22 protein-coding genes are annotated in these 24,793 nt (G+C 72.4%); 12 read left to right on the forward strand and 10 right to left on the reverse strand.

Going from position 1 to position 24,793, the window contains the following annotated elements:
• Positions 1–10 precede the first annotated feature (10 nt).
• The 3 genes from ACWGJM_RS04495 to ACWGJM_RS04505 form a co-directional block, all read right to left on the reverse strand.
• On the reverse strand, positions 11–1,258 hold the full coding sequence (locus ACWGJM_RS04495; RefSeq protein ID WP_453410167.1) for an MFS transporter: 1,248 nt from the start codon (positions 1,256–1,258) through the stop codon (positions 11–13).
• A gap of 34 nt (positions 1,259–1,292) precedes the next feature.
• The gene (locus ACWGJM_RS04500; RefSeq protein ID WP_453410168.1) at positions 1,293–2,726 is read right to left on the reverse strand and encodes a CitMHS family transporter; all 1,434 of its coding nucleotides are present in this window, start codon (positions 2,724–2,726) and stop codon (positions 1,293–1,295) included.
• 133 nt (positions 2,727–2,859) lie between these two features.
• Positions 2,860–5,112, reverse strand: a complete 2,253-nt coding sequence (locus ACWGJM_RS04505) for a molybdopterin oxidoreductase family protein (RefSeq protein WP_453410169.1) — start codon at positions 5,110–5,112, stop codon at positions 2,860–2,862.
• Positions 5,113–5,277: 165 nt separating this feature from the next.
• On the opposite strand from ACWGJM_RS04505, the gene ACWGJM_RS04510 reads away from it, so the two are divergent.
• Entirely contained in the window at positions 5,278–5,478 is a 201-nt protein-coding gene (locus ACWGJM_RS04510) for a hypothetical protein (protein ID WP_453410170.1), read from the forward strand.
• Positions 5,479–5,493: 15 nt separating this feature from the next.
• Here the strand turns inward: ACWGJM_RS04510 and ACWGJM_RS04515 are convergent, their stop codons facing one another.
• Together ACWGJM_RS04515 and ACWGJM_RS04520 are read right to left on the reverse strand one after the other, a co-directional pair.
• The gene (locus ACWGJM_RS04515) at positions 5,494–6,114 is read right to left on the reverse strand and encodes a TetR family transcriptional regulator (RefSeq protein WP_453410171.1); all 621 of its coding nucleotides are present in this window, start codon (positions 6,112–6,114) and stop codon (positions 5,494–5,496) included.
• A 78-nt stretch (positions 6,115–6,192) separates the two neighbouring features.
• Complete coding sequence (locus tag ACWGJM_RS04520; RefSeq protein WP_453410172.1) at positions 6,193–6,729, reverse strand: hypothetical protein; 537 nt, start codon at positions 6,727–6,729, stop codon at positions 6,193–6,195.
• A gap of 180 nt (positions 6,730–6,909) precedes the next feature.
• Between ACWGJM_RS04520 and hmgA the strand changes: the two genes are divergently transcribed.
• From hmgA to ACWGJM_RS04535, 3 genes are all read left to right on the forward strand, one after another.
• Complete coding sequence (gene hmgA / locus ACWGJM_RS04525) at positions 6,910–8,259, forward strand: homogentisate 1,2-dioxygenase (protein WP_453410173.1); 1,350 nt, start codon at positions 6,910–6,912, stop codon at positions 8,257–8,259.
• 27 nt (positions 8,260–8,286) lie between these two features.
• A complete protein-coding gene (locus ACWGJM_RS04530; protein WP_453410174.1) occupies positions 8,287–9,033 on the forward strand; it encodes a GntR family transcriptional regulator in 747 nt (248 codons plus the stop codon).
• Positions 9,034–9,520: 487 nt separating this feature from the next.
• Positions 9,521–10,687: a type ISP restriction/modification enzyme gene (locus ACWGJM_RS04535; RefSeq protein WP_453410175.1), complete on the forward strand. Its 1,167-nt coding sequence runs from the start codon at positions 9,521–9,523 to the stop codon at positions 10,685–10,687.
• Positions 10,688–10,702: 15 nt separating this feature from the next.
• Here the strand turns inward: ACWGJM_RS04535 and ACWGJM_RS04540 are convergent, their stop codons facing one another.
• The gene (locus ACWGJM_RS04540) at positions 10,703–11,425 is read right to left on the reverse strand and encodes a TetR/AcrR family transcriptional regulator (RefSeq protein ID WP_453410176.1); all 723 of its coding nucleotides are present in this window, start codon (positions 11,423–11,425) and stop codon (positions 10,703–10,705) included.
• Positions 11,426–11,489: 64 nt separating this feature from the next.
• Here ACWGJM_RS04540 and ACWGJM_RS04545 point away from each other — a divergent pair, with 64 nt between their 5' ends.
• From ACWGJM_RS04545 to ACWGJM_RS04555, 3 genes are read left to right on the forward strand one after another with little or no spacing between them, the layout of a single operon-like run.
• A complete protein-coding gene (locus ACWGJM_RS04545) occupies positions 11,490–12,452 on the forward strand; it encodes an ATP-binding cassette domain-containing protein (protein ID WP_453410177.1) in 963 nt (320 codons plus the stop codon).
• Positions 12,449–13,225: an ABC transporter permease gene (locus tag ACWGJM_RS04550; RefSeq protein ID WP_453410178.1), complete on the forward strand. Its 777-nt coding sequence runs from the start codon at positions 12,449–12,451 to the stop codon at positions 13,223–13,225. Before ACWGJM_RS04545 ends, ACWGJM_RS04550 begins: the two co-directional genes overlap by 4 nt.
• A gap of 33 nt (positions 13,226–13,258) precedes the next feature.
• Positions 13,259–14,455, forward strand: a complete 1,197-nt coding sequence (locus ACWGJM_RS04555; protein ID WP_453410179.1) for a CaiB/BaiF CoA transferase family protein — start codon at positions 13,259–13,261, stop codon at positions 14,453–14,455.
• 13 nt (positions 14,456–14,468) lie between these two features.
• On the opposite strand, the gene ACWGJM_RS04560 is transcribed toward ACWGJM_RS04555, so the two are convergent.
• From ACWGJM_RS04560 to ACWGJM_RS04570, 3 genes are all read right to left on the reverse strand, one after another.
• Positions 14,469–14,744 (reverse strand): hypothetical protein, encoded by a 276-nt coding sequence (locus ACWGJM_RS04560; RefSeq protein WP_453410180.1) that lies wholly within the window; start codon positions 14,742–14,744, stop codon positions 14,469–14,471.
• Between the two features lie 115 nt (positions 14,745–14,859).
• Positions 14,860–15,678, reverse strand: a complete 819-nt coding sequence (locus ACWGJM_RS04565; protein ID WP_453410181.1) for an anti-sigma factor — start codon at positions 15,676–15,678, stop codon at positions 14,860–14,862.
• Positions 15,675–16,217 (reverse strand): sigma-70 family RNA polymerase sigma factor, encoded by a 543-nt coding sequence (locus ACWGJM_RS04570; RefSeq protein WP_453410182.1) that lies wholly within the window; start codon positions 16,215–16,217, stop codon positions 15,675–15,677. The genes ACWGJM_RS04565 and ACWGJM_RS04570 overlap by 4 nt, the downstream gene beginning before the upstream one ends.
• 221 nt (positions 16,218–16,438) lie before the next feature.
• Here ACWGJM_RS04570 and ACWGJM_RS04575 point away from each other — a divergent pair, with 221 nt between their 5' ends.
• From ACWGJM_RS04575 to ACWGJM_RS04590, 4 genes are all read left to right on the forward strand, one after another.
• Positions 16,439–17,980, forward strand: coding sequence for a DUF4331 domain-containing protein (locus ACWGJM_RS04575; protein WP_453410183.1), 1,542 nt, complete (start codon positions 16,439–16,441; stop codon positions 17,978–17,980).
• A gap of 109 nt (positions 17,981–18,089) precedes the next feature.
• Positions 18,090–19,955 carry a tetratricopeptide repeat protein gene (locus tag ACWGJM_RS04580; protein ID WP_453410184.1) on the forward strand — a complete coding sequence of 622 codons (1,866 nt, stop codon included), beginning with the start codon at positions 18,090–18,092 and terminating at the stop codon, positions 19,953–19,955.
• Positions 19,952–21,478 carry a HoxN/HupN/NixA family nickel/cobalt transporter gene (locus ACWGJM_RS04585; protein WP_453410185.1) on the forward strand — a complete coding sequence of 509 codons (1,527 nt, stop codon included), beginning with the start codon at positions 19,952–19,954 and terminating at the stop codon, positions 21,476–21,478. The genes ACWGJM_RS04580 and ACWGJM_RS04585 overlap by 4 nt, the downstream gene beginning before the upstream one ends.
• Before the next feature lie 162 nt (positions 21,479–21,640).
• On the forward strand, positions 21,641–23,263 hold the full coding sequence (locus tag ACWGJM_RS04590; RefSeq protein ID WP_453410186.1) for a serine/threonine-protein kinase: 1,623 nt from the start codon (positions 21,641–21,643) through the stop codon (positions 23,261–23,263).
• A gap of 5 nt (positions 23,264–23,268) precedes the next feature.
• On the opposite strand, the gene ACWGJM_RS04595 is transcribed toward ACWGJM_RS04590, so the two are convergent.
• Positions 23,269–24,075 (reverse strand): SGNH/GDSL hydrolase family protein, encoded by an 807-nt coding sequence (locus tag ACWGJM_RS04595; protein WP_453410187.1) that lies wholly within the window; start codon positions 24,073–24,075, stop codon positions 23,269–23,271.
• Between the two features lie 291 nt (positions 24,076–24,366).
• Between ACWGJM_RS04595 and ACWGJM_RS04600 the strand changes: the two genes are divergently transcribed.
• Entirely contained in the window at positions 24,367–24,792 is a 426-nt protein-coding gene (locus ACWGJM_RS04600) for a hypothetical protein (RefSeq protein WP_453410188.1), read from the forward strand.
• Position 24,793: the final 1 nt, after the last annotated feature.

Consider the following 24,793-nt stretch of genomic DNA (forward strand, 5'->3'; position numbering starts at 1 on the left):
CGACGCGCCGTCAGGTGTCGCCCGGGCGGCGCAACGCAGGCCCCGTACGGCCCTCCCGCACGGCGGGCGCCGCCGTCCGGGGCACCGCCTCCGGGGCCCGGGGGCCACGCAGCGCACCCCCCGCCGAGAGCAGCAGCAGCGCCCCGAGCATCACGAACGGCGCGGCCACCCCCGCGACCCCGGCGACCAGCCCCGCGGCGGCGGGTGCGGCGACCTGGCCGAGGCGGTTGCCGGTCAGGCGCAGCGCGAGCGCGGTGGAGCGGGCCTCGTCGGGAGCGGCCTGGACGACCGTCGTCATGGACAAGGGCTGACCGACCCCGAGGCAGAAGCCGAGCGCGACGAGCATCAGCCCGAGCCCCCACACCGGCACCGGCAGCGCGACACCCGCGCACAGCACGGCCGCCAGCACACAGGTCACCGTCAGCAGCAGGGAGCGGCCGAGCAGCCGCAGCAGCGGGGTGAGGACGAGACGGCAGGCGATGGTGGCGCCGGCGCGCAGACTGAGCAGGACGCCGACCACCGACGGCGCGATACCCCGGTGCTCGCCGACCACCGGCAGATAGGCGGTGAGGATGTCGGTGGCCGACAGCACGGAGAGGCTGATGAGCATCCCCGCCGGCACGCCCCTGGCGCGCAGGATGCGGCCGACCGGCACCCGCTCGCCCCCCGCGCCGCGGGACGGGACGGCCGTACGGTCCTCGATGCGCCACAGGGAGGTGAAGGCGACCGCCGCGACTGCCCCCGACACCACGAGGGCCAGCGCGCTGGAGCCCGCCATGTCGGGACCGCCGATCACCGCACCCGCCGCGACGGGCCCGGTCAACTGGCCGAGCGAGGCGCCGATGGTGAAGTGGCCGAAGTTGCGGTCCTGCTCGTGCGGGGCGGACTGCCGGGCCACCAGCGACTGGGCGCCGATCACGAAGCAGAGGTGACCGAGGCCCATCACCCCGCTCCACAGGGCCATCGCCCACAGCGAGCCGGCGAGGCCGCTGAGGACGCAGCCGCCGGATATCAGGACCACGCCGACGGGCAGCAGGGGCGCGCAGCGGCCGTGGTCGGTCCGGCGGCCGAGCGGTACGGCCGCGAAGAGCGGCAGCAGGGCGTACACGCCCGCGATCACACCGACCGCCCGCTCGTCCGCGCCCAGCGCGAGGGCCCGGTAGGAGACGGCGGGCCGGGCCATCGACACCGCCCCCTGCGCGAAGCCGAAGGCGATGACGAGGCGGAGCAGCCAGCCGCGGTTCCCACCGGGCGCCATGGACGTTTCCTCCCTGGGAGACCGGATGGGGAGATCAGATGATGCCGAACAGGATTCCCGCGCCGAGTACCACCAGCGAGGTGAGCGCCGCCCACTTGACCACGAACCGCGTGTGGTCGCCGAACTCCACCTTCGCCATGCCGACCAGCACGTACACGGCCGGGACGAGCGGGCTGGACATGTGCAGCGGCTGGCCGACGAGGGAGGCGCGGGCGATCTCCAGGGAGGAGACGCCGTGCGCGTGGCCGGCCTCGGCGAGCACCGGGAGGATGCCGAAGTAGAAGCCGTCGTTCGACATGAAGTACGTGAGCGGGATGCTCAGCACGCCGGTGACGAAGGCCATGTGCGGGCCCATGCCGTCGGGGATGTTGCCCACCAGCCACTTGGCCATGTGGTCGACCATCCCGGTGCCCTGGAGGACGCCGGTGAAGACGGCGGCGGCGAAGACCATGCCGGAGACGTTGAGGACGTTCTCGGCGTGTGCGCCGAGGCGGGCCTTCTGGTCGGGCATGTGCGGGAAGTTGACGGTCAGCGCCAGGGCCGCGCCCAGCAGGAACAGCACCGGGATCGGCAGCCACTCCATGATCATGGCGGTGAGCAGGGCGACGGTGAGCAGCGCGTTGAACCAGTACAGCTTGGGCCGCAGGGTCGGCCGCTCCGGGTCGAGGCCCTGAAGACCGTCCTCCTCGTCCTCGGGGGCGTCCGCGTCGGTGCCGGCGCCCGCGCCACCGGTGTGCACGGGGGCCTTGCCGTACTCGCCGCCCTTGCCGGAAGCGGCGCCCTTGCCGGAACCGGCGCCCACCAGGACGGTCTCCGGCTCCGGCTCCTCCGCCAGCACCTCGCCCAGCGTCAGCACACCGAGCCGCTTGCGCTCGCGGCGGCCGAGGACGTAGGCGAGGGCGAAGACGAACAGCAGGCCCGCGGCGAGGGCGGGGATCATCGGCACGAAGATGTCGCTGGCGTCGAGCTTCAGCGCGGTCGCGGCGCGGGCGGTCGGGCCGCCCCAGGGCAGCGTGTTCATCACGCCGTTGGCCATGGCGGCCACACCGGTCATCACGACCAGGCTCATCTTCAGGCGCTTGTACAGCGGGTACATCGCCGAGACGGTGATCATGAAGGTGGTCGAGCCGTCGCCGTCCAGCGACACGATCGCGGCGAGTACGGCGGTGCCGATGACGATCCGCAGCGGGTCGGCCTTGCAGAACTTGAGGATCCCCCGGACGATCGGATCGAAGAGGCCGACGTCGATCATCACACCGAAGTAGACGATCGCGAACATCAGCATCGCCGCGGTGGGCGCGAGGCTGGTGACGCCGTCGAGGACGTAGTCGCCGAGCTTGGCGCCCTTGCCGACGAACGCGCAGAACAGCGCGGGAATCAGCACGAGCGCCGCGATCGGCGACATCTTCTTCAGCATGATCAGGACCAGGAAGGTCGCGATCATGGCGAAGCCGAGGATGGTCAGCATGAGTGGATACCTAACGTTCGCCCTTGAACATTCCACCGGGCAGGCGGTGCGTTGACGTTAGGTCCGTTCAAACGGCGTTAACAAGACGTTGACCTGCGAGCAATAAGCGCAAAATGCCAGGTCACGGCTTTGCTCAGGTCACGGGGGTGAGCTTTTCGGTCACGGCGGCGACCTCGACGGGCACTCCGTTCAGGACCGCGTTGCCCGACAGCGGGTCGAGCAGGCTGCCGTCGAGGAGCTGGTTGACGTTGACGCCGGGGTCGGTGGCGGCGTGGCTCATCCGGGTACCGGGGCGGTTGTGCCCCCAGCCGTGCGGCAGGCTCACCACGCCGGGGCGTACGCCGTCGGTGACCTCGGCCGGGGCGGTGACCTCTCCCCCGGCGCCCTTGACGCGGACCGCCGCCCCGTCCAGCACGCCGAGGCGTTCGGCGTCCTCGGGGTGGATGTGCAGGGTGCAGCGGTTGGTGCCGCCGGTGAGGGCGGGCACGTTGTGCATCCAGCTGTTGTTGGACCGCAGATGGCGCCGGCCGACCAGGACGAGCCCGTCGGCGCGCTCGTGCAGGGCCTCGCGCAGGCGGGGCAGGTCGTCCGCGATGGGCCGCGGAAGCAGCTCGACCTTGCCGCTGCTGGTCTTCAGCGGCTGCGGCAGGCGGGGGCGCAGCGGGCCGAGGTCGATGCCGTGCGGGTGTTCGAGGAGCTTGGCCAGGCTCAGCCCGTCCGCTCGTACGCCGAAGCCGTCGCCGTAGGGGCCGAGGCGCAGCATCATGTCCAGCCGCCGCTCGGGGCCGGTGTCGCCGGTGAGCTGTGCGGCGAGTTCCTTCGGGTCGCGGCCGTGCACCGGTGAGTGGGGGTCCTGGACGGCCTTGCCGAGGGTCTGGTCGATGACCATGGCGTCGACGGCCGCCGGGTCGGCGCCGTGCATGCCGGTCGCGGCGAGGATCAGCCGGGCCAGGATCTCGGTCTCGGCCATCCGGCCGGGCTCCAGGGGGACGGCGGGGCGGGTGTAGCGGACCTGGTTGCGTACGGCGAGGGTGTTGAAGGCGAAGTCGTGGTGCGGGCTCTGCGAGGGCGGGGGCGGGGGCAGTACGACGTGGGCGTGGCGCGAGGTCTCGTTCAGGTAGGGGTCGACGCTGACCATGAAGTCCAGGGAGTCCAGTGCCTTGTCGAGCCGGTCGCCGTCCGGGGCGGACAGCACGGGGTTGGCGGCGACGGCTATGAGGGCGCGGATCGGCTCGCCCTCCTCGGTGGCGGTGTCGATCTCCTCGGCGAGCGCGGAGAGCGGCAACTCGCCCTTCGCCTCGGGGTGCCGGCGTACCCGGGAGTGCCAGCGGCCGAGCGCGAACCCGCGGCCGGGTCCGGCGGGGCGGGGCGTCTTGTCGGTCGCCGCCTGCGGGAAGAGGGCACCGCCGGGGCGGTCCAGGTTGCCGGTGAGGATGTTGAGGACGTCCACGAGCCAGCTGGCGAGGGTGCCGTGCGGGACGGTGCAGCTGCCGATGCGGCCGTAGACGGCCGCGGTGGGGGCGGCGGCGAGTTCGCGGGCGAGGGTACGGATCCCGTCGGCCGGCACGTCGCAGGCGTCGGCCACGGTGTCGGGGGTGAAGTCCCGCAGGGCTTCGGCGAGTTCGCCGACCCCGGCCACGTGCGGCGCCAGGTCCCCCAGGTCGACGAGGGCCTCCTCGAAGAGGACGTGCGCCATCGCCGCGAGCAGCAGCGCGTCGGTGCCGGGGCGGATCGCGATGTGCCGGTCGGCGAGCTTGGCGGTGCGGGTGCGGCGCGGGTCGATGACGATGAGCGTGCCGCCGCGGGCCTTGAGCGCCTTGAGCTTGCCGGGGAAGTCGGGGGCGGTGCACAGACTTCCGTTGGACTCCAGCGGGTTGGCGCCGATGAGCAGCAGGTGGTCGGTGTGGTCGAGGTCCGGCACGGGGATGGCGTTGGCGTCGCCGAACAGCAGCCCGCTGGAGACGTGCTTGGGCATCTGGTCGACCGTGGAGGCGGTGAACAGGCTGCGGGTGCGCAGCGCGCCGGCCAGGACAGGCGGGTACAGACCGCCGGCCATGGTGTGCACGTTGGGGTTGCCGAGGACCACGCCGACCGAGTCCGCCCCGTACCGCTCGACGACGGGCCGGATCCCCGCGGCGACGGCGTCGAAGGCCTCCTCCCAGCTCGCCTCGCGCAGTTCGCCGTCCCTGCGGACCAGGGGTGTGCGCAGCCGGTCCGGGTCGCCGTCGACGGCACCGAAGGAGGCGCCCTTGGGGCAGATGAACCCCTTGCTGAACACGTCGTCGCGGTCGCCCCGGGCACCGGTGACCCGGGTCCCGTCGATGGTGAGCGTCAGGCCGCAGGTGGCCTCGCACAGGGGGCAGATTCGCAGGGCGGTGCGGGACACGGGTCCTCCCGATGGGATGGCGGCGGCGCTGGCGCCTCGGCGACCCGAGCATACCGACCGGTATGCACAATGGGGAGGGGCTGAGTGAAGGAGTGGCCGGCTCGACACCGCCTCGACCCCCGGCCCGGCCCGGGGCCCGACGCCCGGAGCGTGCACAATGCCGTCATGACCTCGGACATGGACCGCCCGAGATGGCGGTTCGCGCTTCGCGGCTTCGCGTTCTTCCTGGTGGGCGGCGGCCTTGGCGCCTTCACCTACGCGACGCTCGCGCATCGGCCGGGCGGGGTGGCGTGGGGCGGGATGCTGCTCGGAGCGTCGGCGTGCGCGACGCTCAGCGCTCTGCGTCCGCGGCGACGTCGGCGCTGAGCCACGGGCAGCGCCTCAGTCCAGCACCCGCCCCAGATACGCCCTCAGCAGCTCCCGGATCTCCCGGATGATCGCCTCGTCGCCGTCCGGGTCCACCCGGAAGGCGAGCTGGACCAGGGTGTCGGAGGCTTCCACGGCCACCAGGAAGGTGCGGCTGAGGTCGTCGTCGGGGTCGCGGCCGAGATAGCCGGAGAGGAGGTCGGTGAGGCGGTCCGCGACGCGGTGGTTGGGCTCGGCGTGCCGGGCGCCGACCGGGATCTGGTTGCCGAAGTCGACGAGGGAGAAGCCGGGCGCGGTGCGCTTCATGGCCAGGTACTCGTCCAGGACGGCGTCCATCGCCGCCCGCCAGTCCCCCCGCCGTGCGTCCTTCAGGCGCTCGGTGACACGCTCGGAGTACCGCTCCAGGTTGCGCTGTGCGAGCGCGTCGGCCATCTGCCGCTTGTTGCCGAAGAAGCGGTAGACGGAGCCGATGGGCACACCGGCGCGCAGCGCCACGGCCCGCGTGCTCAGGGCGTCGTAGCCGACCTCGTCGAGGAGGTCGGCGCAGGCGTCGAGGATCCTGGTCAGCCGTTCGGCGCTGCGCCGCTGCACGGGCGCGCGACGCAGCGATGTCGCATCGTGGGGCACGGGCTTCATGATGCCTTCCCGCCGGACTCCGGTGAACCTCGCCCCCTGGTACGGAGACGGATGGCCGACGCACTCATCTCGCCCGGGTCACGGTGACGGCGCCGATGACGACTTCGGTGACGACTCCGCCCCGGACGCCGTGATGTCGGCCGTGCTCTCCACCGGCTTGCCGTGCACCGCCCATACCGTGCCGTCGTCGGCGTACAGGCGGGCGGTGACGTGGTGGGTGCCGTGCGGGACGAGTCGGGCGGCGAGCCGGTATCCGGGGGTGCGCAGCCGGGTGACCTGGCCGCCGTCGACGAAGAGGTGGGCCAGCCCCCGCCCGGCGACCGCCTCCGCCTTCGCGCCCGGCGCGGAGAAGCGGAAGTTGCGGACGGTCAGCCGGACGTCCCAGCTGCCGCCGGCGTCGGGCGTGACCTCGATACCGACATAGGGCGCCTTGTCCTTGCCGACCTCACGGTAGTGCCGTCCTTCCCGGTCCGTCTCGTCGAGGAGTCTGCCCACCGGTGATGGTGACTCCCCGTCCTTCCTCTCGTTCGCGTCGCTCGTGCCGCAACCCGCCGGTCCCAGCAGCAGCGGGACACAGACGACGAGCGCGGCGAGCAGCCCCCGCTTCCACGACATGCCCGGGACTCTAGGACAGCGCGCCGGGGCGCGGATCCTTCTGAAGTCTGGTTCCGGCCCTACCTCTCCCGGAGGACCCGCGTAGGACTCAGGGCCCCGTAGGACGCCGGTTCCCTCTTGCGCCCGCGAAAACGCAATCCTACGGTGATACATAGGAATCAGGTTCGCAAGGGAGCGATCATGAGCGGGGACGCGCGGAAGACCGCGGAGGCACTGGCCTATCTGTCCGGATTCGGCAACGAGCACGCTTCGGAGGCGGTGCCCGGAGCCCTGCCCGAAGGCCGCAACTCGCCGCAGCGAGCACCGCTCGGCCTGTACGCGGAACAGCTCAGCGGCACGGCGTTCACCGAGCCCAGGGCGCACAACCGCCGCTCCTGGCTGTACCGGATCCGTCCCTCGGCCGCCCACCCCTCCTTCGTCCGCACCGACAACGGCGCGATCCGTACGGCCCCCTTCACCGAGACCGTGCCGGACCCGAACCGGCTGCGCTGGAACCCGCTGCCCGAGCCGCCGGCCGGGACGGACTTCCTGGCGGGCCTGTGGACCCTGGGCGGCAACGGCGACGCGGCCCAGCGCGCCGGCATGGCCGTGCACCTGTATCGCGCCAACTCCTCGATGGACCGCGTCTTCAGCGACGCCGACGGGGAGCTGCTGATCGTGCCGGAGCGCGGCGGGCTGCTGCTGCGCACGGAGTTCGGGCTGCTGCACGCGGAGCCGGGACATGTGGCGCTGGTGCCGCGCGGGGTGCGCTTCCGGGTGGAGCTGCTCGACACAGCATCGGACGGCGGGCAGAGCCCGACCGCCCGCGGTTACGTCTGCGAGAACTACGGCGCTCCCTTCCGCCTCCCCGACCTCGGCCCGATCGGCGCCAACGGACTGGCCAATGCCCGTGACTTCCAGGCCCCGGTCGCCGCGTACGAGGACGTCGAGGGCCCGGTGGAGGTGGTGAACAAGTTCTGCGGCAACCTCTGGTCGGCGACATACGGCCACTCGCCCCTCGATGTGGTGGCCTGGCACGGCAACCATGTGCCGTACGTCTACGACCTGCGCCGCTTCAACGTCATCGGCACGGTCTCCTACGACCACCCCGACCCGTCCGTCTTCACGGTGCTGACGTCGCCCTCGGACACCCCTGGCCTGGCCGGCGTCGACTTCGTGGTCTTCGCGCCGCGCTGGCTGGTGGGCGAGGACACCTTCCGGCCGCCGTACTTCCACCGGAACGTGATGAGCGAGTACATGGGCCTGATCGAGGGCGCCTACGACGCGAAGACTGCCGGAGAAGGGGGTTTCGTGCCGGGCGGCGGCTCGCTGCACAACATGATGTCGGCGCACGGCCCGGACCGGGAGACCTTCGACCGGGCGAGCGCGGCCGAACTGAAGCCGCAGAAGGTCGACGACGGGCTCGCGTTCATGTTCGAGACGCGCTGGCCTGTGACACTCACGCCGCACGCGGCCCACGCCGACCATCTCCAGCAGGGGTACGACGACGTGTGGCGGGGCCTGGAGCGGCACTTCCGTCCGTTGCGCTGACCGGTTCCCGACAGGTACGGATAGCCCGTGACCTCCTTCGCCCCCGACTCCATCGTCCTGAACCGCAAGCTGCCGCTCTGGTACCAGGTGTCGCAGTCGCTGCGCGCCTCGATACTCGGCCGCTCGCCCCGGGACCCGCTCCGCCTGCCCACCGAGGAGCGGCTGGCGGAGCACTACGGGGTCAGCGTGCTGACCATGCGGCAGGCGCTGAAGGAGCTGGAGGACGAGGGGCTGATCACCCGGCACCGCCGGCGCGGCACGTTCATCGAGCCGGACGCCCTGCGGGGTGCTCCCGTGCGGCTGCTGGGCTCGGTGGACGCGATCGTGGCCCAGCAGTCCGGCATGGCGACCGAACTGCTGGACCACGGCAGGACGACCGTGCCGGCCGAACTCGCCGAGTACTTCCCGGACCTCGCCGAGGTGGCGACGTACCACCGGCTGCGCAGCGACGAGAAGACCGGCGAGCCGACCAACCACGCCCGCAACCACATCCGTCCCGAACTGGCCGAGCGCATCGAGCTGGACGACCTGGTGCGCTGGCCGATGACCAAGGTGCTGCGGGATGTCGTCGGGGTGGACATCAGCCGCATCACGGACACCGTGGAGGCCAGGCTGGCCGACCCCGACACCGCGCGACTGCTCCAAGTCCCCCTGCTCAGCCCGATCCTGCACTACACCGGCATCACCTACGACACCGAGGGCCGCGCCCTCGACGTGGCGGTCATCCACTACCGGGGCGACCGCTTCTCCTTCACGGTGACCTTGGACGCGTAAGCGCTCCGCTGACGGGGCCGCGATGCGCCGTCGGCCGTCTACGGGTTCGGGATTCGTCGTGACGGGGCGCGCCCGCGCGGAGACCGCGATGCCCCGTCGGGCGTCCACGGATTCACCGTGGCGGGGCGCGCCCGCACGGAGACCGCGATGCCCCGTCGGGCGTCCACGGATTCACCGTGGCGGGGCGCGCCCGCGCGGAGACCGCGATGCCCCGTCGGGCGTCCACGGATTCACCGTGGCGGGGCGCGCCCGCGCGGAGACCGCGATGCCCCGTCGGCCGTCCACGGATTCACCGTGGCGGGGCGCGCCCGCGCGGAGACCGCGATGCCCCGTCGGCCGTCCACGGGTTCGTCGTGACGGGGCGCGTCCGCGCGGAGACCGCGATGCCCCGTCGGGCGTCCACGGGTTCGTCGTGGCGCGGCGCGCCCGTGCGGGGGGAACCGTGTGTCCAATACGGGCCCTCGCCCGTTCCGGGCGCTGCCGTACGATGCCCAGCGTGACGCACGACGACGCTCCGCTGCTGGCGGACCTCATGCCGTGGTCCGTCGCACCGCTGCGGCCGGGCCGCGCCTGGCCGACGGCACCCGATCCGGGCTCCCTGAAAGCCCGCTGGGACGCCCTGCTGAAGGCCGAGGGTCCGGACCGGGAGGCCCTGTTCGAGCCGACGCGTTCGCGGACGCCGCACTCGGCGGTGGGGCAGCTGCCCGGCCAGTCCAGCGGCACGGAGAAGCTGGTGCGGGCCTCGGGCCCCTGCCCGGAACCGGTGCGCGTGCTCGCGGCCCCCTTCGACGAGCAGTGGCTGATCCCCGACCACCGCCTGCTGGACGCGGCCCGCCCCGAGCTGTGGCGGGTGGCCGACGAGCACCAGGTCTTCACCGTGGAGACGGCCGGCGACAGCCCCGCTCTGGGCTCGCCCCTCCTGGCGACCTCCCGCCTGCCCCTCCTGCGCCCCGGCCGCATCCGCCCGCTGTACCGGCGGCCGGGGGGCGAGGAACCGAATCTCGCGCCGGGCCTGCCGGCCTTCCTGGCCGACCGTCTGGGCCTGTCCCCGGCCCCGCTGGACGTGCTCGCCTGGATCCTGGCCACGACCCGCCCGGACCTCACCGTCCCGCTCACCGGCGACGCCGAACTCTGGGCCAGGGGCGTGCGGCTGGGCCACCGCCTGCTCCGGCTGATGCGCCGCGACGGCGAACGCCCCAAACTCCCCGGCGGGCGCCGCCCCTACGTCCGCGCGCCCCTGCCCGCCCGCCCGCTCACCCTCCACTACGACCGCGACGAGGAGACCCTGCACGTCGACGAGGGCCGCATCTCGCCGGTACCCCCGGAGGCATGGGACTTCGAGGTCGCCGGGGTCCGGGTCCTGGAGCAGTGGTTCGCGGTCCGCACCGCCCCCGCCGAGCCCGGCACCCTCGCCGCGGTCCGCCCCGGCTCCTGGCCGCAGGCCTGGACGTCGGAGCTGCTGGAACTGATCACCGTGCTCGCGCTCCTGGCGGAGCTGAAGCCCCGACAGGAAGAGCTGGAGCCGACGGCCCCGGCCACGGCCACCGACCTCCGCGAGGCGGGCGTACTCCCGGCCCCGGAGTGGTCCCACCGCCCCGCCTCCGTCCTCGACCACCACGAGGAGGGCCCGGAGGGCCAGTTCGCGCTGATCTAGCGGACCACGGGTCGGTCAGTGGCCACCCCGGTCCGGGTCGAAGGCGTCCAGCACCCGTTCCAGCGCCCGCTGGAACACCGCCTCCATGTCGATCGGACCCGGGTCCGACATGAAGGCCGCCGCCATCCGCGGATACGCGCCGGAGGCGATCTGGCTGCCCAGGTAGGCGATGCGGACCGCGTTCTCCTCGTCCTCGGACCAGGGCAGGGAGCGAGCACGCTCCGCGGTGTCCAGTTCGTTGCGGACGTAGGTGGTCACCACGCCGTTCAGCATCGCGACGAGCTCGATCTTCGTGCCGCAGGCGGCCGGAAGCGGGTCCAGGCAGGCCAGGCAGTGCTCGATGTAGCGCAGGGCGTTGGGGCTGAAGCCGTAGACGGGGGACATCAGGCGCGGCATCCAGGGGTGGCGGTGCAGCAGGCCGCGGGTCTGGTGGGCGACCCGGAGCATGTCGGCGCGCCAGTCGCCGGCCGGCTCCCACAGCTCGTGCTCGCCGCTGACCGCGTCCACCATCAGCTCGTACAGGTCCTCCTTGCGGGGGACGTAGTTGTACAGCGACATCGTGCCGCAGCCCAGTTCGGCCGCGACATGCCGCATGGACACCGCGTCCAGCCCCTGGGCATCGGCGATCCGTACGGCGGCGGCCGCGATCTCGGCGCGGGTGTGCGCCGGCCGCGGACCTCGCCCGGCGCGCTCGGGGCGCGCCCAGATCACTTCGGGTACGGCCCCTCGGCCTGCCATCGATCATCACCTCGCCCCACCATCTTAGTTACGTACACCGTACGTAGTGCGCTATGGTCGACGCATGACTTCTACGTACGCTGTACTTAGTGAAGGCTTGGAGAAGCGCTTCGGCGCTGTGCACGCCCTGCGCGGGCTGGATCTGGCCGTCGCGCAGGGCACCGTCTGCGGGCTGCTGGGCCCGAACGGGGCCGGGAAGACGACGGCCGTGCGGCTGCTGACCACGCTGCTCAGGCCCGACGCGGGCTCGGCGCGGGTCGCCGGGCACGACCTCGTACGGGAGGCGGCGGCCGTACGGCGGCGGATCGGCGTCACGGGGCAGTACGCGTCGGTCGACGGCGACCTCACGGGGCGGCAGAACCTGCGGTTGTTCGCCCGGCTGCACCGGGTGCGGGGCCCCGCCGAGCGGGCCGCGGAGCTGCTGGACCGCTTCGGCCTGACCGAGGCCGCCGACCGGCCCGCGTCCACCTACTCGGGCGGGATGCGGCGCCGCCTGGACCTCGCGGCGAGCCTGATACGCCGCCCGGACGTGCTGTTCCTCGACGAGCCGACGACCGGGCTCGACCCGGCCAGCCGGAACCGGATCTGGGACGCCGTGCGCGAGCTGAAGGCGGACGGCACGACCGTGCTGCTCACCACCCAGTACCTGGAGGAGGCCGACCAACTCGCCGACGACATCGCCCTGGTGGACCGGGGGCGGGTCGCGCACCAGGGGTCACCGGCCCAGCTGAAGGCGGCGATCGGGGTGTACGCGGAGGTCGTCGTCGCCGATGCCGGCAGTCTGGAGAAGGCCGCCGCCGTGCTCGACCGGATCACCGGCGGACAGCCGGTGTGCGACCACGAGCGGCACAGCGTCGGCGCCGTCACCACCGACATCACGCTCACCCTGCCCCGCCTGGTCCGCGAACTCGACGCGGCCGGCCTGCCGTTGCTCGACGCGAGCCTGCGGCCCCCGACCCTCGACGACGTGTTCCTGCGTCTGACCGACCGCACCGACCGCACCGACCTCGAGGAGGCCGCGGCATGAGCATGCTGGCGTACGACGGCGGCGCGATGCTGGGACGCCAGCTGCGCCGGGGCCGCAACAACCCCGGACTGCTGATCCTCAGCCAGACGATGCCGATCAGCATGCTGCTGTTCTTCGGCTACGTCTTCGGCAGCGCGCTGGCGATGCCCGGCGCGGAGTACCGCTCCTTCCTCGTCCCCGGACTGCTGGTGGCGACCGCCGCCGGCGGGATCATGACGGGCATGTTCCAGGCGGCCCAGGACACCCACCGGGGCGTGATGGACCGCTTCCGCACGCTGCCGATGAGCCGGGCCGCCGTCCCGCTGGGGCAGGCGCTGGCCGACCTCGTGACCACGGCCGCCGGGACGGTGCCGTTCCTGCTGGTCGGACTGGCCATGGGGTGGCGGGTGGAGGGTTCGGCGCCGGCCGCGGTGGGCGCGGTCGCGCTGTTGCTGCTGTTCCGGTTCGCCTGCACCTGGGTGGGCATCTTCCTCGGGCTGCTGACCCGCAGCGAGGAGGCGGCCGGCCAGCTGGGCGGCGCCACCTTCATGCTGCCGCTGCTGTCCAACGCCTACATCCCGACCGGCAACCTGCCCGGCTGGCTGCGCACGCTCGCCGAGTGGAACCCGATCAGCGCGGTGACCACGGCGCTGCGGGACCTGTTCGGCAACGCACCCGTGCCCGAGGGCGCGGCCTGGCCGGTGGCGCATCCGGTCGCGGGGTCACTGGTGTGGTGCGCCGTGCTGATCGCCCTCTTCGCACCGCTCGCGGTCCGCCGCTACGCGCACGGCTGACAAAGCCGCCGGTCACGGGTGATGATCCACCCCATGGACCGACTCCCCCTGCCCCTGGAGGGCATCACAGTCGTCGCCGTCGAACAGGCCGTGGCCGCGCCCTTCGCGACCCGGCAGCTCGCCGACCTGGGCGCCCGGGTCATCAAGGTGGAGCGGACCGACGGCGGCGACTTCGCGCGCGGCTACGACTCCGCGGCGCGCGGGCTGGCCTCACACTTCGTGTGGTGCAACCGCGGCAAGGAGTCCATCGCGCTGGACCTGAAGGACCCGCGCGGCCTGGATCTCGTACGGCGGCTGGTCGCGGACGCGGACGTGTTCGTGCAGAACCTCGCGCAGGGCGCGGCGGCCCGGCTCGGCCTCGACGCGGCCACGCTGTGCGCGGCCCACCCGCGGCTGGTCGCGGTGGACATCTCGGGGTACGGCGCGTCGGGCCCGTACGCGGACAAGCGGGCGTACGACATGCTCGTGCAGTGCGAGGCGGGGCTGGTGTCGGTGACCGGGACGCCGGAGCAGCCGGTGAAGGCGGGGATCCCGGCGGCGGACATCGCGGCGGCCATGTACGCCTTCTCGGGGGTGCTGGCGGCGCTGGTGCGGCGCGGGACGACCGGGCGCGGCGGGCCGGTGGAGGTGTCGATGCTGGACTCGCTCGCCGAGTGGATGGGCCATCCGCTGCACCACACCATGCACGGCGGCACTCCCCCGGTCCGCACCGGGCTGGCGCATGCCGTCATCGCGCCGTACGACGCCTATCCGACGGCGGACGGCGGGCGGGTGCTGCTGTCGGTGCAGAACGACCGGGAGTGGCGGCGACTGGCCGAGCAGGTCATCGGGCAGCCCGAGTTGGGCACGGATCCCGCGTACGCGACGAACCCGGCGCGGGTGGCGAACCGGGAGCGCACCGATGGGCTCGTCGCCAAGGCGCTGGGCGCGCTGACGGCGGACGAGGCACTGGCGCGCCTGGAGGCGGCGGGCATCGCGTGTGCCCGGCTGAGGGACCTGTGGGAAGTCGCGGAGCATCCGCAGCTGGCGGCCCGGGAGCGGTGGCGGGAGGTGGGTTCGCCGGTCGGGCCGTTGCGGTCACTGCTGCCGCCGATCACCTTGCCGGGCGGGGACGAGGCTCGGATGGGTGACGTGCCCGCGCTCGGACAGCACACCGGTGCGCTGCTGCGTGCCGTGGGGATGACGGACGACGAGATCGCAGCGTTGCGCCGGGACGGTGTGATCGCCTGAACGCGGGCGGGGCTCAGTGCTTGTTGCCGCCGAACAGCGAGCGGCGCAGTCGGCGCAGGGGGGCGAAGAGCGAGACCCGGCGGACCCGGGCACCCCTGCCGCTGCGCTCGTGCGCGGGCTCACGTGCGGTCAGCTCACGCATCAGCGAGGTGGCCTCGACCGTCTCCCGCTGCGGTATGGCGGGACCCGCCAATACCGACAGATGGCGGTCCAGGCGCGAGCTGGTCGCGCTGCTCCCGCAGCTGATCGCAGGGACCCGCGCCCTGCTGCGCACTGTTATCTGCTCCATGTCACTCCCCACCCGTACGAGTCCACCCGGCCCGGGCAGGGTAACCCTATCGCCCCGACGAGGCATGCGTGTATCACGGTCGCAGGATTCACCTACCCAGCAAGGGGGTTGACGATTACTCTCCGAATCCGACCGATTTCAACGCGAGTTGGGCAATTGGCTGCGTGGTGGGCCGTGCTGACCCACCGTCGGGTTCCACGGTTACGGCGAGTGACGTCGCGGACTTGCCCAGACCCGTCGCGATCAGGGGCGTGTCGCCGTCGAAGAGCCCTAGGGAGCGCGGTTGCACGCCGGGGCGCATGAGCCAGAGCTGGTGCACCCGTCCGCTGGGCGGAGCGCTGTATCCGCTGAGCGTGACGACGGCCTGGCCCTCCGATGCGGAAGCGATCACTCCGATAGTTCGTCCCTGCGTGTCCTTGCCACTGGTCGCGCGGGCGTCCGAGGCGGACAGAACGTGGGCGATCTCACGTGACTGCGCCCGCGCGGCATCGAGTTGGTCCTGAGTCCGGTTGGCCTGGACCGCGAAGAGCCCGGCCACGACGAGCGCGGCGGCGGCCGTGACGGTGGCGAACGGGACGAAGAGGGGGCGCGAGCGGGGCGCACGGGTGCGGGCCGGAGGGGGCTGCGCACCCCAGACGTGCGGCGGGAGTTGGGGCGCGTGTTCCCGGACCGGCGCCTGGGCCCGGTCCTGCGGGGTGGCCCGGACCGCCGCCAGCACCCGGTCGCGCATCGCGGCCGGCGGCGGGGCGGCCGTGGACCAGGCCAGGCGCACGGCGTCCTCGGCCAGTGCGCGCACCTCGGCGGTGCAGCGGTCGCAGGTCCTCAGGTGCTTCTCGAAGCGGACGCGCTCGGCGGGTTCCAGGGCGTCCAGGGCATAGGGGGCGGCGAGCGAGTGCAGGTCCTCGCGGCGCAGCAGCCGGTCGAGCAGGCTCATGCGGCACCTCCCAGGCACTGGCGCAGCCGGGTGAGTCCGTCGCGCATCCGCGTCTTGACCGTACCCAGCGGCAGCGACAGCCGCTCGGCCACCTCACGGTAGGTGTAACCGTCGTAGTAGGCGAGGGTGACGGACTGCCGTTGCAGGGCGGTGAGTCGGTCCAGGCAGCGCCGTACCCACTCGCGCTCCAGCCCCGCCTCGACCTCCTCGGCGACATGGTCGAAGGCGGGTCCGGAGGCGCGCAGTGCCTCGCGCTGCTCCCGTTCGCCGGCCGCGCGGGCGCTGCGCACGCGGTCGACGGCGCGACGGTGGGCGAGGGTCAGGACCCAGGACAGGGCGCTGCCCCTGGCGGGGTCGAACCGGGCGGCCGAGCGCCAGAGTTCGAGCAGCACCTCCTGGGCCACCTCCTCCGACTGGGCGGGATCGCGCAGCACACGGCGCACGAGTCCGTACACCGGCCCGGACACCATGCCGTACAACTGCTCGAACGCCTTCTGGTCACCGCCCGCCACGCGCACCAGGAGTTCGTCCGCCTCCACCCCGTCCCCCTCTCCACGGCCGCACCGGCCCCATCCCGCCACACCAGCTCCCGTCACACCGCCCCTGCCCAACGGACACACCTCCAGCAGGGCTTACGTATCCGAGGGCCGAAAACGCGGGTCAGGAACTCGGAAAAGATTTTTTCTTCGAGACCAATCCGAACCGGGCCTCAGCTCCGTATACCCGTCCGTCAAGCAAGTTGGGACTGAGGACGGACGGCATGACACCTCACTTTTCCAGGAGCGGTGCGGGACGCAAGGGCCTTGTCACCCTCGTTTGTGGAGCGCTGGCCGCCGGGGGGCTCGCAGCCGCCGGCGTCGCCACGCTGGAACCCGGGGCGGCCTCCGCCTCCAGCCACCGGGAGGCCCCGCTGATCTCGGGGACCCCGCAGTACGACAACACGGACGTGTACGCGTTCGTCAGCCCGGACAAGCCGGACACGACGACGATCGTGGCGAACTGGATCCCGATGGAGGACCCGGCCGGCGGACCGAACTTCTTCACGTTCGCGGACGACGCCCAGTACGACCTCCATGTCGACAACAACGGTGACGCCCAGGACGACCTGCTCTTCCGCTACACCTTCAAGACCCACAGGAAGAACGAGAACACCTTCCTCTACAACACCGGTCAGGTCGACAGCCTGAACGACCCCGACCTCAACGTCACGCAGACGTACGACATCGACCTGATCAAGCTGAAGTACGGCAAGCAGGTGTACAAGTCGCGGGTCGCGGACGACGTCCCGGTGGCCCCGTCGGACGTCGGCAAGGCGTCGATGCCGGACTACGCGAAGCTGCGTTCGCAGGCCATCTACAAGACGTCGAACGGCGCCCAGACCTTCGCCGGGCAGGCGGACGACCCGTTCTTCCTGGACCTGCGCGTCTTCGACCTGCTGTACGGCGGGAACCTCAGCGAGGTCGGCCGGGACACGCTCAAGGGCTACAACGTCAACACGATCGCCCTCCAGGTGCCCAACGACATGATCCGCGAGTCGGACAAGCAGCCGATCGTCGGCATCTGGTCGACCACGCAGCGCAAGAACGCGCAGGGCTACTACTCGCAGGTCTCGCGCCTGGGCAACCCGCTGGTGAACGAGGTCGTCAACCCGCTCAAGGACAAGGACAAGTTCAACGCGTCCTCGCCGGCGTACGACGCGCAGTTCCTGAAGAACGTGACCAACCCCGAGCTGCCGAAGCTGATCCAGTCGATCTACAAGATCGACGCTCCGAGTGAGCCGCGCAACGACCTGGTCGACGTGTTCCTGAAGGGCGTCAAGGGCCTCAACCAGCCGCCGAACGTGAAGGCTTCGGAGCAGCTGCGCCTCAACACCTCGATCAAGCCGGCCATGCACCCCAAGCGGCTCGGTGTGCTCGACGGTGACAACGCGGGCTTCCCGAACGGCCGTCGGCTCACCGACGACGTGATCGACGAGGCGCTCCAGGTCATGGAGGGCGAACTGGTCGGCGCCAAGAACGACCTGAGCGACGCGGTCAACGCCAACGACAAGAAGTTCGAGAAGTACTTCCCGTACGTGGCCGAGCCGACCCCGGGTTCGCGCGGCAAGCTCGCCAAGGGCACGACCAGCGGCGCCGACGTCCGCAGCCAGCTCGGTGACGCGCTCCAGCCGGCGGGCTCGGGCGGCAGCGCCACCGACAACAAGGTCCTGATCGCCGGGTCGGCGGCCTCCGGCGCGGCCGGAATCCTGCTGATCGGCGCGGCCGTGGCCTGGTGGCGCCGGCGCATCCAGCGCCCGTACTGACCCACGCCCCACCCCCACCGACTGGCGCGGCCCGCGCATTCATTCCCCCACCGCGCGGGCCGCGCCGCCCCACGACTTCCCGCAACGACCAGGCGACCCAGGAGAGGGCATGTCCCCGCGCACGAACGACAACTCCGTGTCCGAGGCGGACGGGGACGAACTCCCGCCCACCGGTGGGACATCCCCCGCCCCGCGGGGTGAACTCCCTGGTCAGGAAACCGAGTCCACTGCCGCGGCGGAGTCCGCCGAGGCCGGAACGCAGCCCGCCGCCGACGCGGTCCCCGCGCCCACGGACGGCGACTCCGCCGACGCCGGAGCCGGTACTCCGGCCCCCGGGGCCAAGCCCCACGGCGAGGTCTCCGGGCCGGTCCCCGCCGAGCCGGAACCCCACGACTCCCGAGCCGCATCCACCGCCGCCGAGGCAGGCACCGTCGCCACGGACGCCGAACCCGCCGACGCGGAAGCCGGATCGCCGACCGGTGGCACCCAAACCGCCACCCTTCGCGCCGGAACGCCGGCCCCCGGGGCCGAGCCCCACGGCGAGGTCTCCGGGCCGGAACCTCACGACTCCCGAACCGGGTCCACCGCTGCCACGCCGGAGGCCGGGGCGGATGTGCGGGTTGCTGCCGTGCGGCGGGTCGGGGACGCCGGGCGGCGGTGGCGGGCCGCTCGGCTCGCCGGGTGCGCGGCGCTGCTGGCGGTGGCGCTGACCGGCGGGGCGATCGCCTTCGGTGCCGCGCGGGACGGTTCGCCCGCGCCCGTGGCGGCCTCCAGCGCCGTCTCCCCCGGGCTGCTGGCGAGCGGTGACCTCGACGCGACCATCGCCTCCCTCCAGGCCCATCTGCGCACCCAGCCCAAGGACTACGGCAGCTGGGCCACCCTCGGGCTGGCCTACGACGAGCAGGCGCGGACCAAGGGCGACCCCTCCCGGTATCCGCAGGCCGAGAAGGCCCTGAAGCGCTCACTGCGGCTGGCTCCGGACAACGACCAGGCGCTGGCGGGCCTCGCCGCGCTCGCCGCCGCCCGGCACCAGTTCGCCGAGGCCCTCACCTACGCCGACCGGGCGCTGAAGCAGAACCCCTACAGCGAACGCGCCCTGTCCTCCCGTATCGACGCGCTCGTCGAACTCGGCCGGTACGACGAGGCGTCGAAGGCCGCCGACACGGCCGACGAGCGCAAGCCGGGAGTGCCCGTCTTCACCCGGTACGCGTACGTGCACGAGCTGCGCGGCGACGTGAAGACGGCCCGCCGGGTGCTGGAGCAGGCCCTGTCCACCGCCACCTCGCGCGGCGACATCGCCTATGTCTCCGCCCAGCTCGGCCAGCTCGCCTGGAACCAGGGCGACTACAAGACGGCCCTGCACCACTACGCGCGCGCCCTGGCCGCCGACGAGAACTACCTCCCCGCCCTGGAGGGCCGCGCCCGTGCCCAGGCGGCGAGCGGTGACCGGGCCGCCGCGATCAAGGGCATGGAGCTCGTCGTCTCGCGGTATCCGCTGCCCGGCCCCCTCGTCGAACTCGGCGAGCTGTACGAGGCACGCGGCCAGGACGGCGACAAGGCCAAGGCCGAGGACCAGTACGCCCTCGTCGACGCCTGGATCTCCCTCGCCCGCGCCAACGGGGTCAACGCCGACCTCGACACCGCGCTGGCCGCCGCCGACCACGGTGACAAGGCCGCCGCCCTGCGTGCCGCCCGTGCCGAGTGGGCCCGGCGCCACACCGTGCACACCGCGGACGCCCTGGCCTGGGCCCTGCACGTCAACGGCAAGGACCAGGAGGCCCTCGACCACGCCCGCCGGGCCACCGCCACCGGCTACCACAACGCCTCCTTCCTCTACCACCGCGGCATGATCGAACTGGCCACCGGCCACCGGAAGGACGGCCGCGCCTCGCTCACCGCGGCCCTGAAGCTCAACCCGGGCTTCTCCCCGCTGGGCGCCCGCGAGGCCCACAAGGCGCTGGAGGCGGCCAAGTGAAGCCCCGCCGCCTCCTCGCCGCCGCCCTGGCCGCCGGCGCGCTCGTGCTCCTGCCCACCACGGCAGCGAGCGCCCACCCGCTCGGCAACTTCACCGTCAACCGCTACGACGGTCTCGTCGCCGCCCCCGGACAGCTCCGCGTCGACCACTTCGAGGACCTCGCCGAGATCCCGGCCACCCAGGCCAAGCCCGACATCGAGCGGCTGGGCCTGACCGAGTGGGCCCGGCAGCGGTGTGCCACGGCCGCCGAGGGCAGCAGGCTGACCGTCGACGGCCGTAAGACCGCCCTGGCGACCGGCACGGCACACGCGAAGCTGCGGCCCGGCCAGGCAGGGCTCAACACCCTGCGGGTGGAGTGCCGGTTCACCGCCCCGCTCCCCAAGGGCGACACCGTGGCCCTCGGCTTCCACAGCGCGGGCACGACCACGGGACCGGGCTGGCGGGAGATCACCGCGCGCGGCGACCGGATGACGCTCACCGCGTCGGACGTGCCGAAGACGTCGGTCTCCCACGAACTGACGGCGTACCCGAAGGACTTGCTCTCCTCCCCGGCCGACACCATCACCGCCTCCGTGCACGCGCGGCCCGGCGGACCGGCTCTCGCCGAGGAGCGCCAGGACGCCCCCGCCTCCTCCATCCTGCCCCGCGGCGCCGACCGCTGGACCCGCGCGCTGGACGACCTCGTCGCCCGCCACGACCTCACCGTCGGCTTCGCCTCCCTGGCCCTGCTCATCGCGATCGGCCTCGGCGCGATGCATGCCCTCGCGCCGGGCCACGGCAAGACCCTGATGGCCGCGACGGCTGCCGCCCGGGGCGGCCGGGCCCGCATGCGGGACGTGCTTCCCCTGGCCGCCTCGGTCACGGTCACCCACACCCTGGGCGTGGTGGCCCTCGGTCTCCTCGTCACCGCCGGTTCGGCCGCGACCCCCTCGGTGATCGCCTGGCTGGGCATCGCGAGCGGCCTCCTGGTGACCGTCGCGGGAGCGAACCTCGTACGGCGGGCGCTGCGCAACCGGCAGCAGGCGCACGGCCATGGCCACACCCATGAGCACGGCCACACCCATGAGCACCACCATCACGACCACGACCACCAGCACGACCATGACCACGAGCACCACCATCACGACGGCGCCGTCGAGCACACCCACGGCGGCTTCACCCACACCCACGCCACCGCCCCCACCCTGCGCGGCACGGTCCTGCTCGGGTTCGCCGGCGGGCTCGTACCCAGCCCGTCCGCCGTCGTGGTGCTGGTGGGCGCCGCGGCCCTCGGGCAGGCGTGGTTCGGTCTGCTGCTGGTCGTCGCGTACGGCGTCGGGCTGGCGCTCACACTCACCGCGGCCGGGTTCGCCGTCGTCAAGCTGGGTAGCGGGATGAACCGGGTGCTGAACAGGCGCCCCCGCTTGACTGCTCACCCGGTCGCCGCCCTGGCCCGCCGGGCCGCCCCCCTGGGGTCTGCGCTGGTTGTCCTGGCCCTCGGGGCCGGATTGGTACTCAGGGGGGCGGCATCCGCGCTCGGCTGAGCTACTTTCTTGACATCCTCCTCCTCCGGAAGAGGGGGATTCCAACCCGATGGGTTGCGGTTCACGGACACTCGACCGGTCACACGGTGTTGTCCCTCCGGCATGTCCTGCCGCGACGGGAGCAAAGTAGCAGCAGGGCACGTAAGTCGCGAGAACGTGCCGATGCGATTGGGGGCGCCCGTGTCCGAACAGCCGGGCAGTGAACGTGTGATCGCCGGCCGCTACCGTCTGCTGTCCCCGCTCGGCGAGGGCGGGATGGGAACCGTGTGGCGGGCCCGCGACGAGGTACTGCACCGTGAGGTCGCGGTGAAGGAGGTGCGGGCCCCGCACGGGCTGCCCGGACCCGACGTCGAGCGGATGTACGCCCGGCTGGAGCGCGAGGCCTGGGCGGCGGCGCGGGTCGCGAACCGCAATGTGGTCACGGTGTACGACGTGGCGATGGAGGGCGGCCGGCCCTGGGTCGTCATGGAGTTCGTGCGCGGGCTGTCCCTCGCCGACCAGTTGGAGGCGGAAGGTCCGCTGTCCCCGCAGCGCGCCGCGCACATCGGCGCCGAGGTGCTGGCCGCGCTGCGCGCCGCCCACGCGGCCGGGGTGCTGCACCGGGACGTGAAGCCGGCCAACGTGCTGCTGGCCGACGACGGCCGGGTGGTGCTCACCGACTTCGGCATCGCCACGGTCGAGGGCAGTTCCGCGCTGACCATGACCGGCGAGGTGATCGGCTCGCCCGAGTTCCTCGCCCCGGAGCGGGCGCTCGGGCGCACGCCCGGTCCCGAGTCGGATCTCTGGTCGCTGGGCGTGCTGCTGTACGCGGCCGTCGAGGGCAGCTCCCCGTTCCGTCACGACACGCCGCTGAGCACACTGCGCGCGGTCGTCGACGAGGAGTTGCCGCCGGCGCGCCGGGCCGGACCGCTCGCCCCGGTCATCGAGGGGCTGCTGCGCAAGGATCCGGCCGAGCGGCTGCCTGCCGAACTGGCCGAGCAGGACCTGCGGCTCGTCGCCGCGGGCGGTGCGCCGCGCGCGGACACCGTGCCCGTGGGGTCGTACGCTCCGACGGCCCCGACCCGTCCGATGCAGCCGTCGTCCCCGATGCAGCCGTCGTCCCCGACGCCGCCGAGACCCGTGCCGTCCCGCACCGCCACAGCGTCTTCGCCGGAGCCGGACCGCAACCGGCGTGCCGCCGTGGTCCTGGTCGCGGGCCTGGTCGCGGTCGCCCTGGCACTGGCCGGACTGACGTACGCGCTGCTCGACCGCGGCGGCGAGGACGACAAGAACAGCGGTGGCGCGAGCACGGACAAGGACAGCAGCCTCAGTTCCCCGGCCCCCACCCACAGCACCGACTCCGACAAGGGTGCCCCGCCGCCCTCGCGAAGCAGCAGCCCGGCGAGCTCTGCCCCGGCCCAGTCCGTGCACGTCACCCTGACCGGTGCGCACACGGAGTACTCCGGGAGCTGTCCGCCGCCGAGCGCTCAGGCGCCCGCGTTCACGGCGACGTTCACGGTGGGCCGGCTGCCCGCTCAGGTCCAGTACCGGTGGGTGGGGAAGAACGGCTCGGTCTCGGACGCGGGGTGGAAGACGTTGTCGTTCCCGGCGGGCGGCGGGAAGTCCAAGCAGGACAAGGTGGTCGTGACGACGTACTCGGAGAGCGGGACGGTCGAGAACGCGATCGGCGTCGAGGTGCGCAGCCCGGTGCGTACGACGTCCGACCAGGTGCCGTTCTCGGTGACCTGCGCGACGACGGAGACCCCGTCGGACGGGGCCTCCTCCTCGCCTTCCGCCTCTCCCTGAGCGGATCAGGCCGCGTTGGTGAACGCGGGCAGGTAGCCGCCGGACTGGCCGGACGCGGTCGGGTGGTACGACTCGCTGATGTCGAGCAGGTTGAGGCTGTGCAGCCAGGCGCTGCCGGAGCACAGCTCGTGGCCGGAGAAGGTGGTGCGGACGTCGCCGAAGACGAAGCCGTGGTCGAGCGCGCGCTTCTGGACTGCGGTGTTCAGGTAGTCGGCCGCGTCGTTGATCGCGGCGCGCTTGGTCTCGGAGAGGCCGATGCAGGTCGCCCCCAGCTTGTAGAAGCGGGGGTAGCCGATCACGACCACACGGGCGGACGGGGCCTTGCTGCTGATCGCCGAGTAGACGCTGTCGAGCTTGCCGGGCAGCGTCGAGTCGACGTATGCCTTCGCGGTGTTGATGCGGGACAGGCAGGTGCTGTCGGATCCGGTCACACAGGTTGTCATGACGTCGGCGAAGCCGGCGTCGTTGCCGCCGATGGTGATCGAGACAAGGGCGGTGGAGGTGCTGAGCGAGCCGAGCTGGTTGGCGAGGACGTCGTCCGTCCTGGCGCCGGAGCAGGCGTTGAAGGCGAACGAGGACGGGGCGTGCGCGGCGTTCCACAGGTACGGGTACGCCTTGGTGCTGCGGTCGCAGCTGCCGCTGGAGCTGATGTAGCTGCCCGATCCCACTCCGGAGGAGTAGGAGTCGCCGAGCGCCACGTAACCGCCGGTCGCGGCGAGGGGGGACCCCTGCGCCGTGGCGGCCCCGGTGAGGGTGAGGCCGGTGGCGAGGAGGAGTGAGGTCACGAATGCCGTAAACCGGGAACGTCTCATGGAACCTCCCTTTAGCAGGATCTCTGCCTCAACCGTCGTAGCAACTACGCGTGTTGACGGGAAGTGTTCATGCCAAGACTTTTGACGCCTCAACAGGAACGGTTTCGTACGTTCCCTGCCTGTTTGTTTACGTTCGGCAAGCCGACACACAGGCGACCTTCAAGCGTCGCCCCAGGGCATGTTTAAAGCCGGACAAGATGCCGTATGAGTGGCCTCCGCATCTTGACGGCCCCCTCGGGGCTGCGCGACATTGAAGCCCGGCATCCGGCGCTTCGGGGGGCAAAGTCGCCAATGCAGAACATACGCATCAAGTCAGCTGCAACGGACGGCGCCGAGCGTGCGCGACCAGGGCCGGGGAGGGACCTGTCGCCGCTGCTCGCGGGGGCCGCCACGACCGTGGGCGGGGTCGGCGCGCTGCTCGCGCTCACCGGCTCGCACTGGTTCCTGCGCGGCCCGTGCGTGCTGTTCTTCCTGCTCGCGGCCCCGGCCGCGGCCATCGCGGCGGCACTGCGGGGGCTGGATCCGTTCGGCCGCTCACTCGCCTCGGTGGCCGGTGCGGTGGTCGTGAACATGCTGGTGACGCAGGGCATGCTGGCCGTGCACCGCTGGTCGGTGCGCGGCGGGGTCGTCGTCGTGACCGCGCTCAGCCTCCTCCTTCTCCTGCTGGTCCTGCTGCGGCTGCCGCACGGCCGTACGGCGAGAAGACAGGGCGTGTGAC

The organism is Streptomyces sp. NPDC054834 (assembly GCF_053611185.1).

What these genes read in the sequence shown, in the direction of transcription:
- ACWGJM_RS04495 (WP_453410167.1), bottom strand. Translation starts at nt 1,258, where the DNA reads ATGGCGCCCGGTGGGAACCGCGGCTGGCTGCTCCGCCTCGTCATCGCC.
- ACWGJM_RS04500 (WP_453410168.1), bottom strand. Translation starts at nt 2,726, where the DNA reads ATGCTGACCATCCTCGGCTTCGCCATGATCGCGACCTTCCTGGTCCTG.
- ACWGJM_RS04510 (WP_453410170.1), top strand. Translation starts at nt 5,278, where the DNA reads ATGACCTCGGACATGGACCGCCCGAGATGGCGGTTCGCGCTTCGCGGC.
- ACWGJM_RS04515 (WP_453410171.1), bottom strand. Translation starts at nt 6,114, where the DNA reads ATGAAGCCCGTGCCCCACGATGCGACATCGCTGCGTCGCGCGCCCGTG.
- ACWGJM_RS04520 (WP_453410172.1), bottom strand. Translation starts at nt 6,729, where the DNA reads ATGTCGTGGAAGCGGGGGCTGCTCGCCGCGCTCGTCGTCTGTGTCCCG.
- hmgA (WP_453410173.1), top strand. Translation starts at nt 6,910, where the DNA reads ATGAGCGGGGACGCGCGGAAGACCGCGGAGGCACTGGCCTATCTGTCC.
- ACWGJM_RS04535 (WP_453410175.1), top strand. Translation starts at nt 9,521, where the DNA reads ATGCCCAGCGTGACGCACGACGACGCTCCGCTGCTGGCGGACCTCATG.
- ACWGJM_RS04540 (WP_453410176.1), bottom strand. Translation starts at nt 11,425, where the DNA reads ATGGCAGGCCGAGGGGCCGTACCCGAAGTGATCTGGGCGCGCCCCGAG.
- ACWGJM_RS04545 (WP_453410177.1), top strand. Translation starts at nt 11,490, where the DNA reads ATGACTTCTACGTACGCTGTACTTAGTGAAGGCTTGGAGAAGCGCTTC.
- ACWGJM_RS04550 (WP_453410178.1), top strand. Translation starts at nt 12,449, where the DNA reads ATGAGCATGCTGGCGTACGACGGCGGCGCGATGCTGGGACGCCAGCTG.
- ACWGJM_RS04555 (WP_453410179.1), top strand. Translation starts at nt 13,259, where the DNA reads ATGGACCGACTCCCCCTGCCCCTGGAGGGCATCACAGTCGTCGCCGTC.
- ACWGJM_RS04560 (WP_453410180.1), bottom strand. Translation starts at nt 14,744, where the DNA reads ATGGAGCAGATAACAGTGCGCAGCAGGGCGCGGGTCCCTGCGATCAGC.
- ACWGJM_RS04565 (WP_453410181.1), bottom strand. Translation starts at nt 15,678, where the DNA reads ATGAGCCTGCTCGACCGGCTGCTGCGCCGCGAGGACCTGCACTCGCTC.
- ACWGJM_RS04575 (WP_453410183.1), top strand. Translation starts at nt 16,439, where the DNA reads ATGACACCTCACTTTTCCAGGAGCGGTGCGGGACGCAAGGGCCTTGTC.
- ACWGJM_RS04580 (WP_453410184.1), top strand. Translation starts at nt 18,090, where the DNA reads ATGTCCCCGCGCACGAACGACAACTCCGTGTCCGAGGCGGACGGGGAC.
- ACWGJM_RS04590 (WP_453410186.1), top strand. Translation starts at nt 21,641, where the DNA reads ATGCGATTGGGGGCGCCCGTGTCCGAACAGCCGGGCAGTGAACGTGTG.
- ACWGJM_RS04595 (WP_453410187.1), bottom strand. Translation starts at nt 24,075, where the DNA reads ATGAGACGTTCCCGGTTTACGGCATTCGTGACCTCACTCCTCCTCGCC.
- ACWGJM_RS04600 (WP_453410188.1), top strand. Translation starts at nt 24,367, where the DNA reads ATGCAGAACATACGCATCAAGTCAGCTGCAACGGACGGCGCCGAGCGT.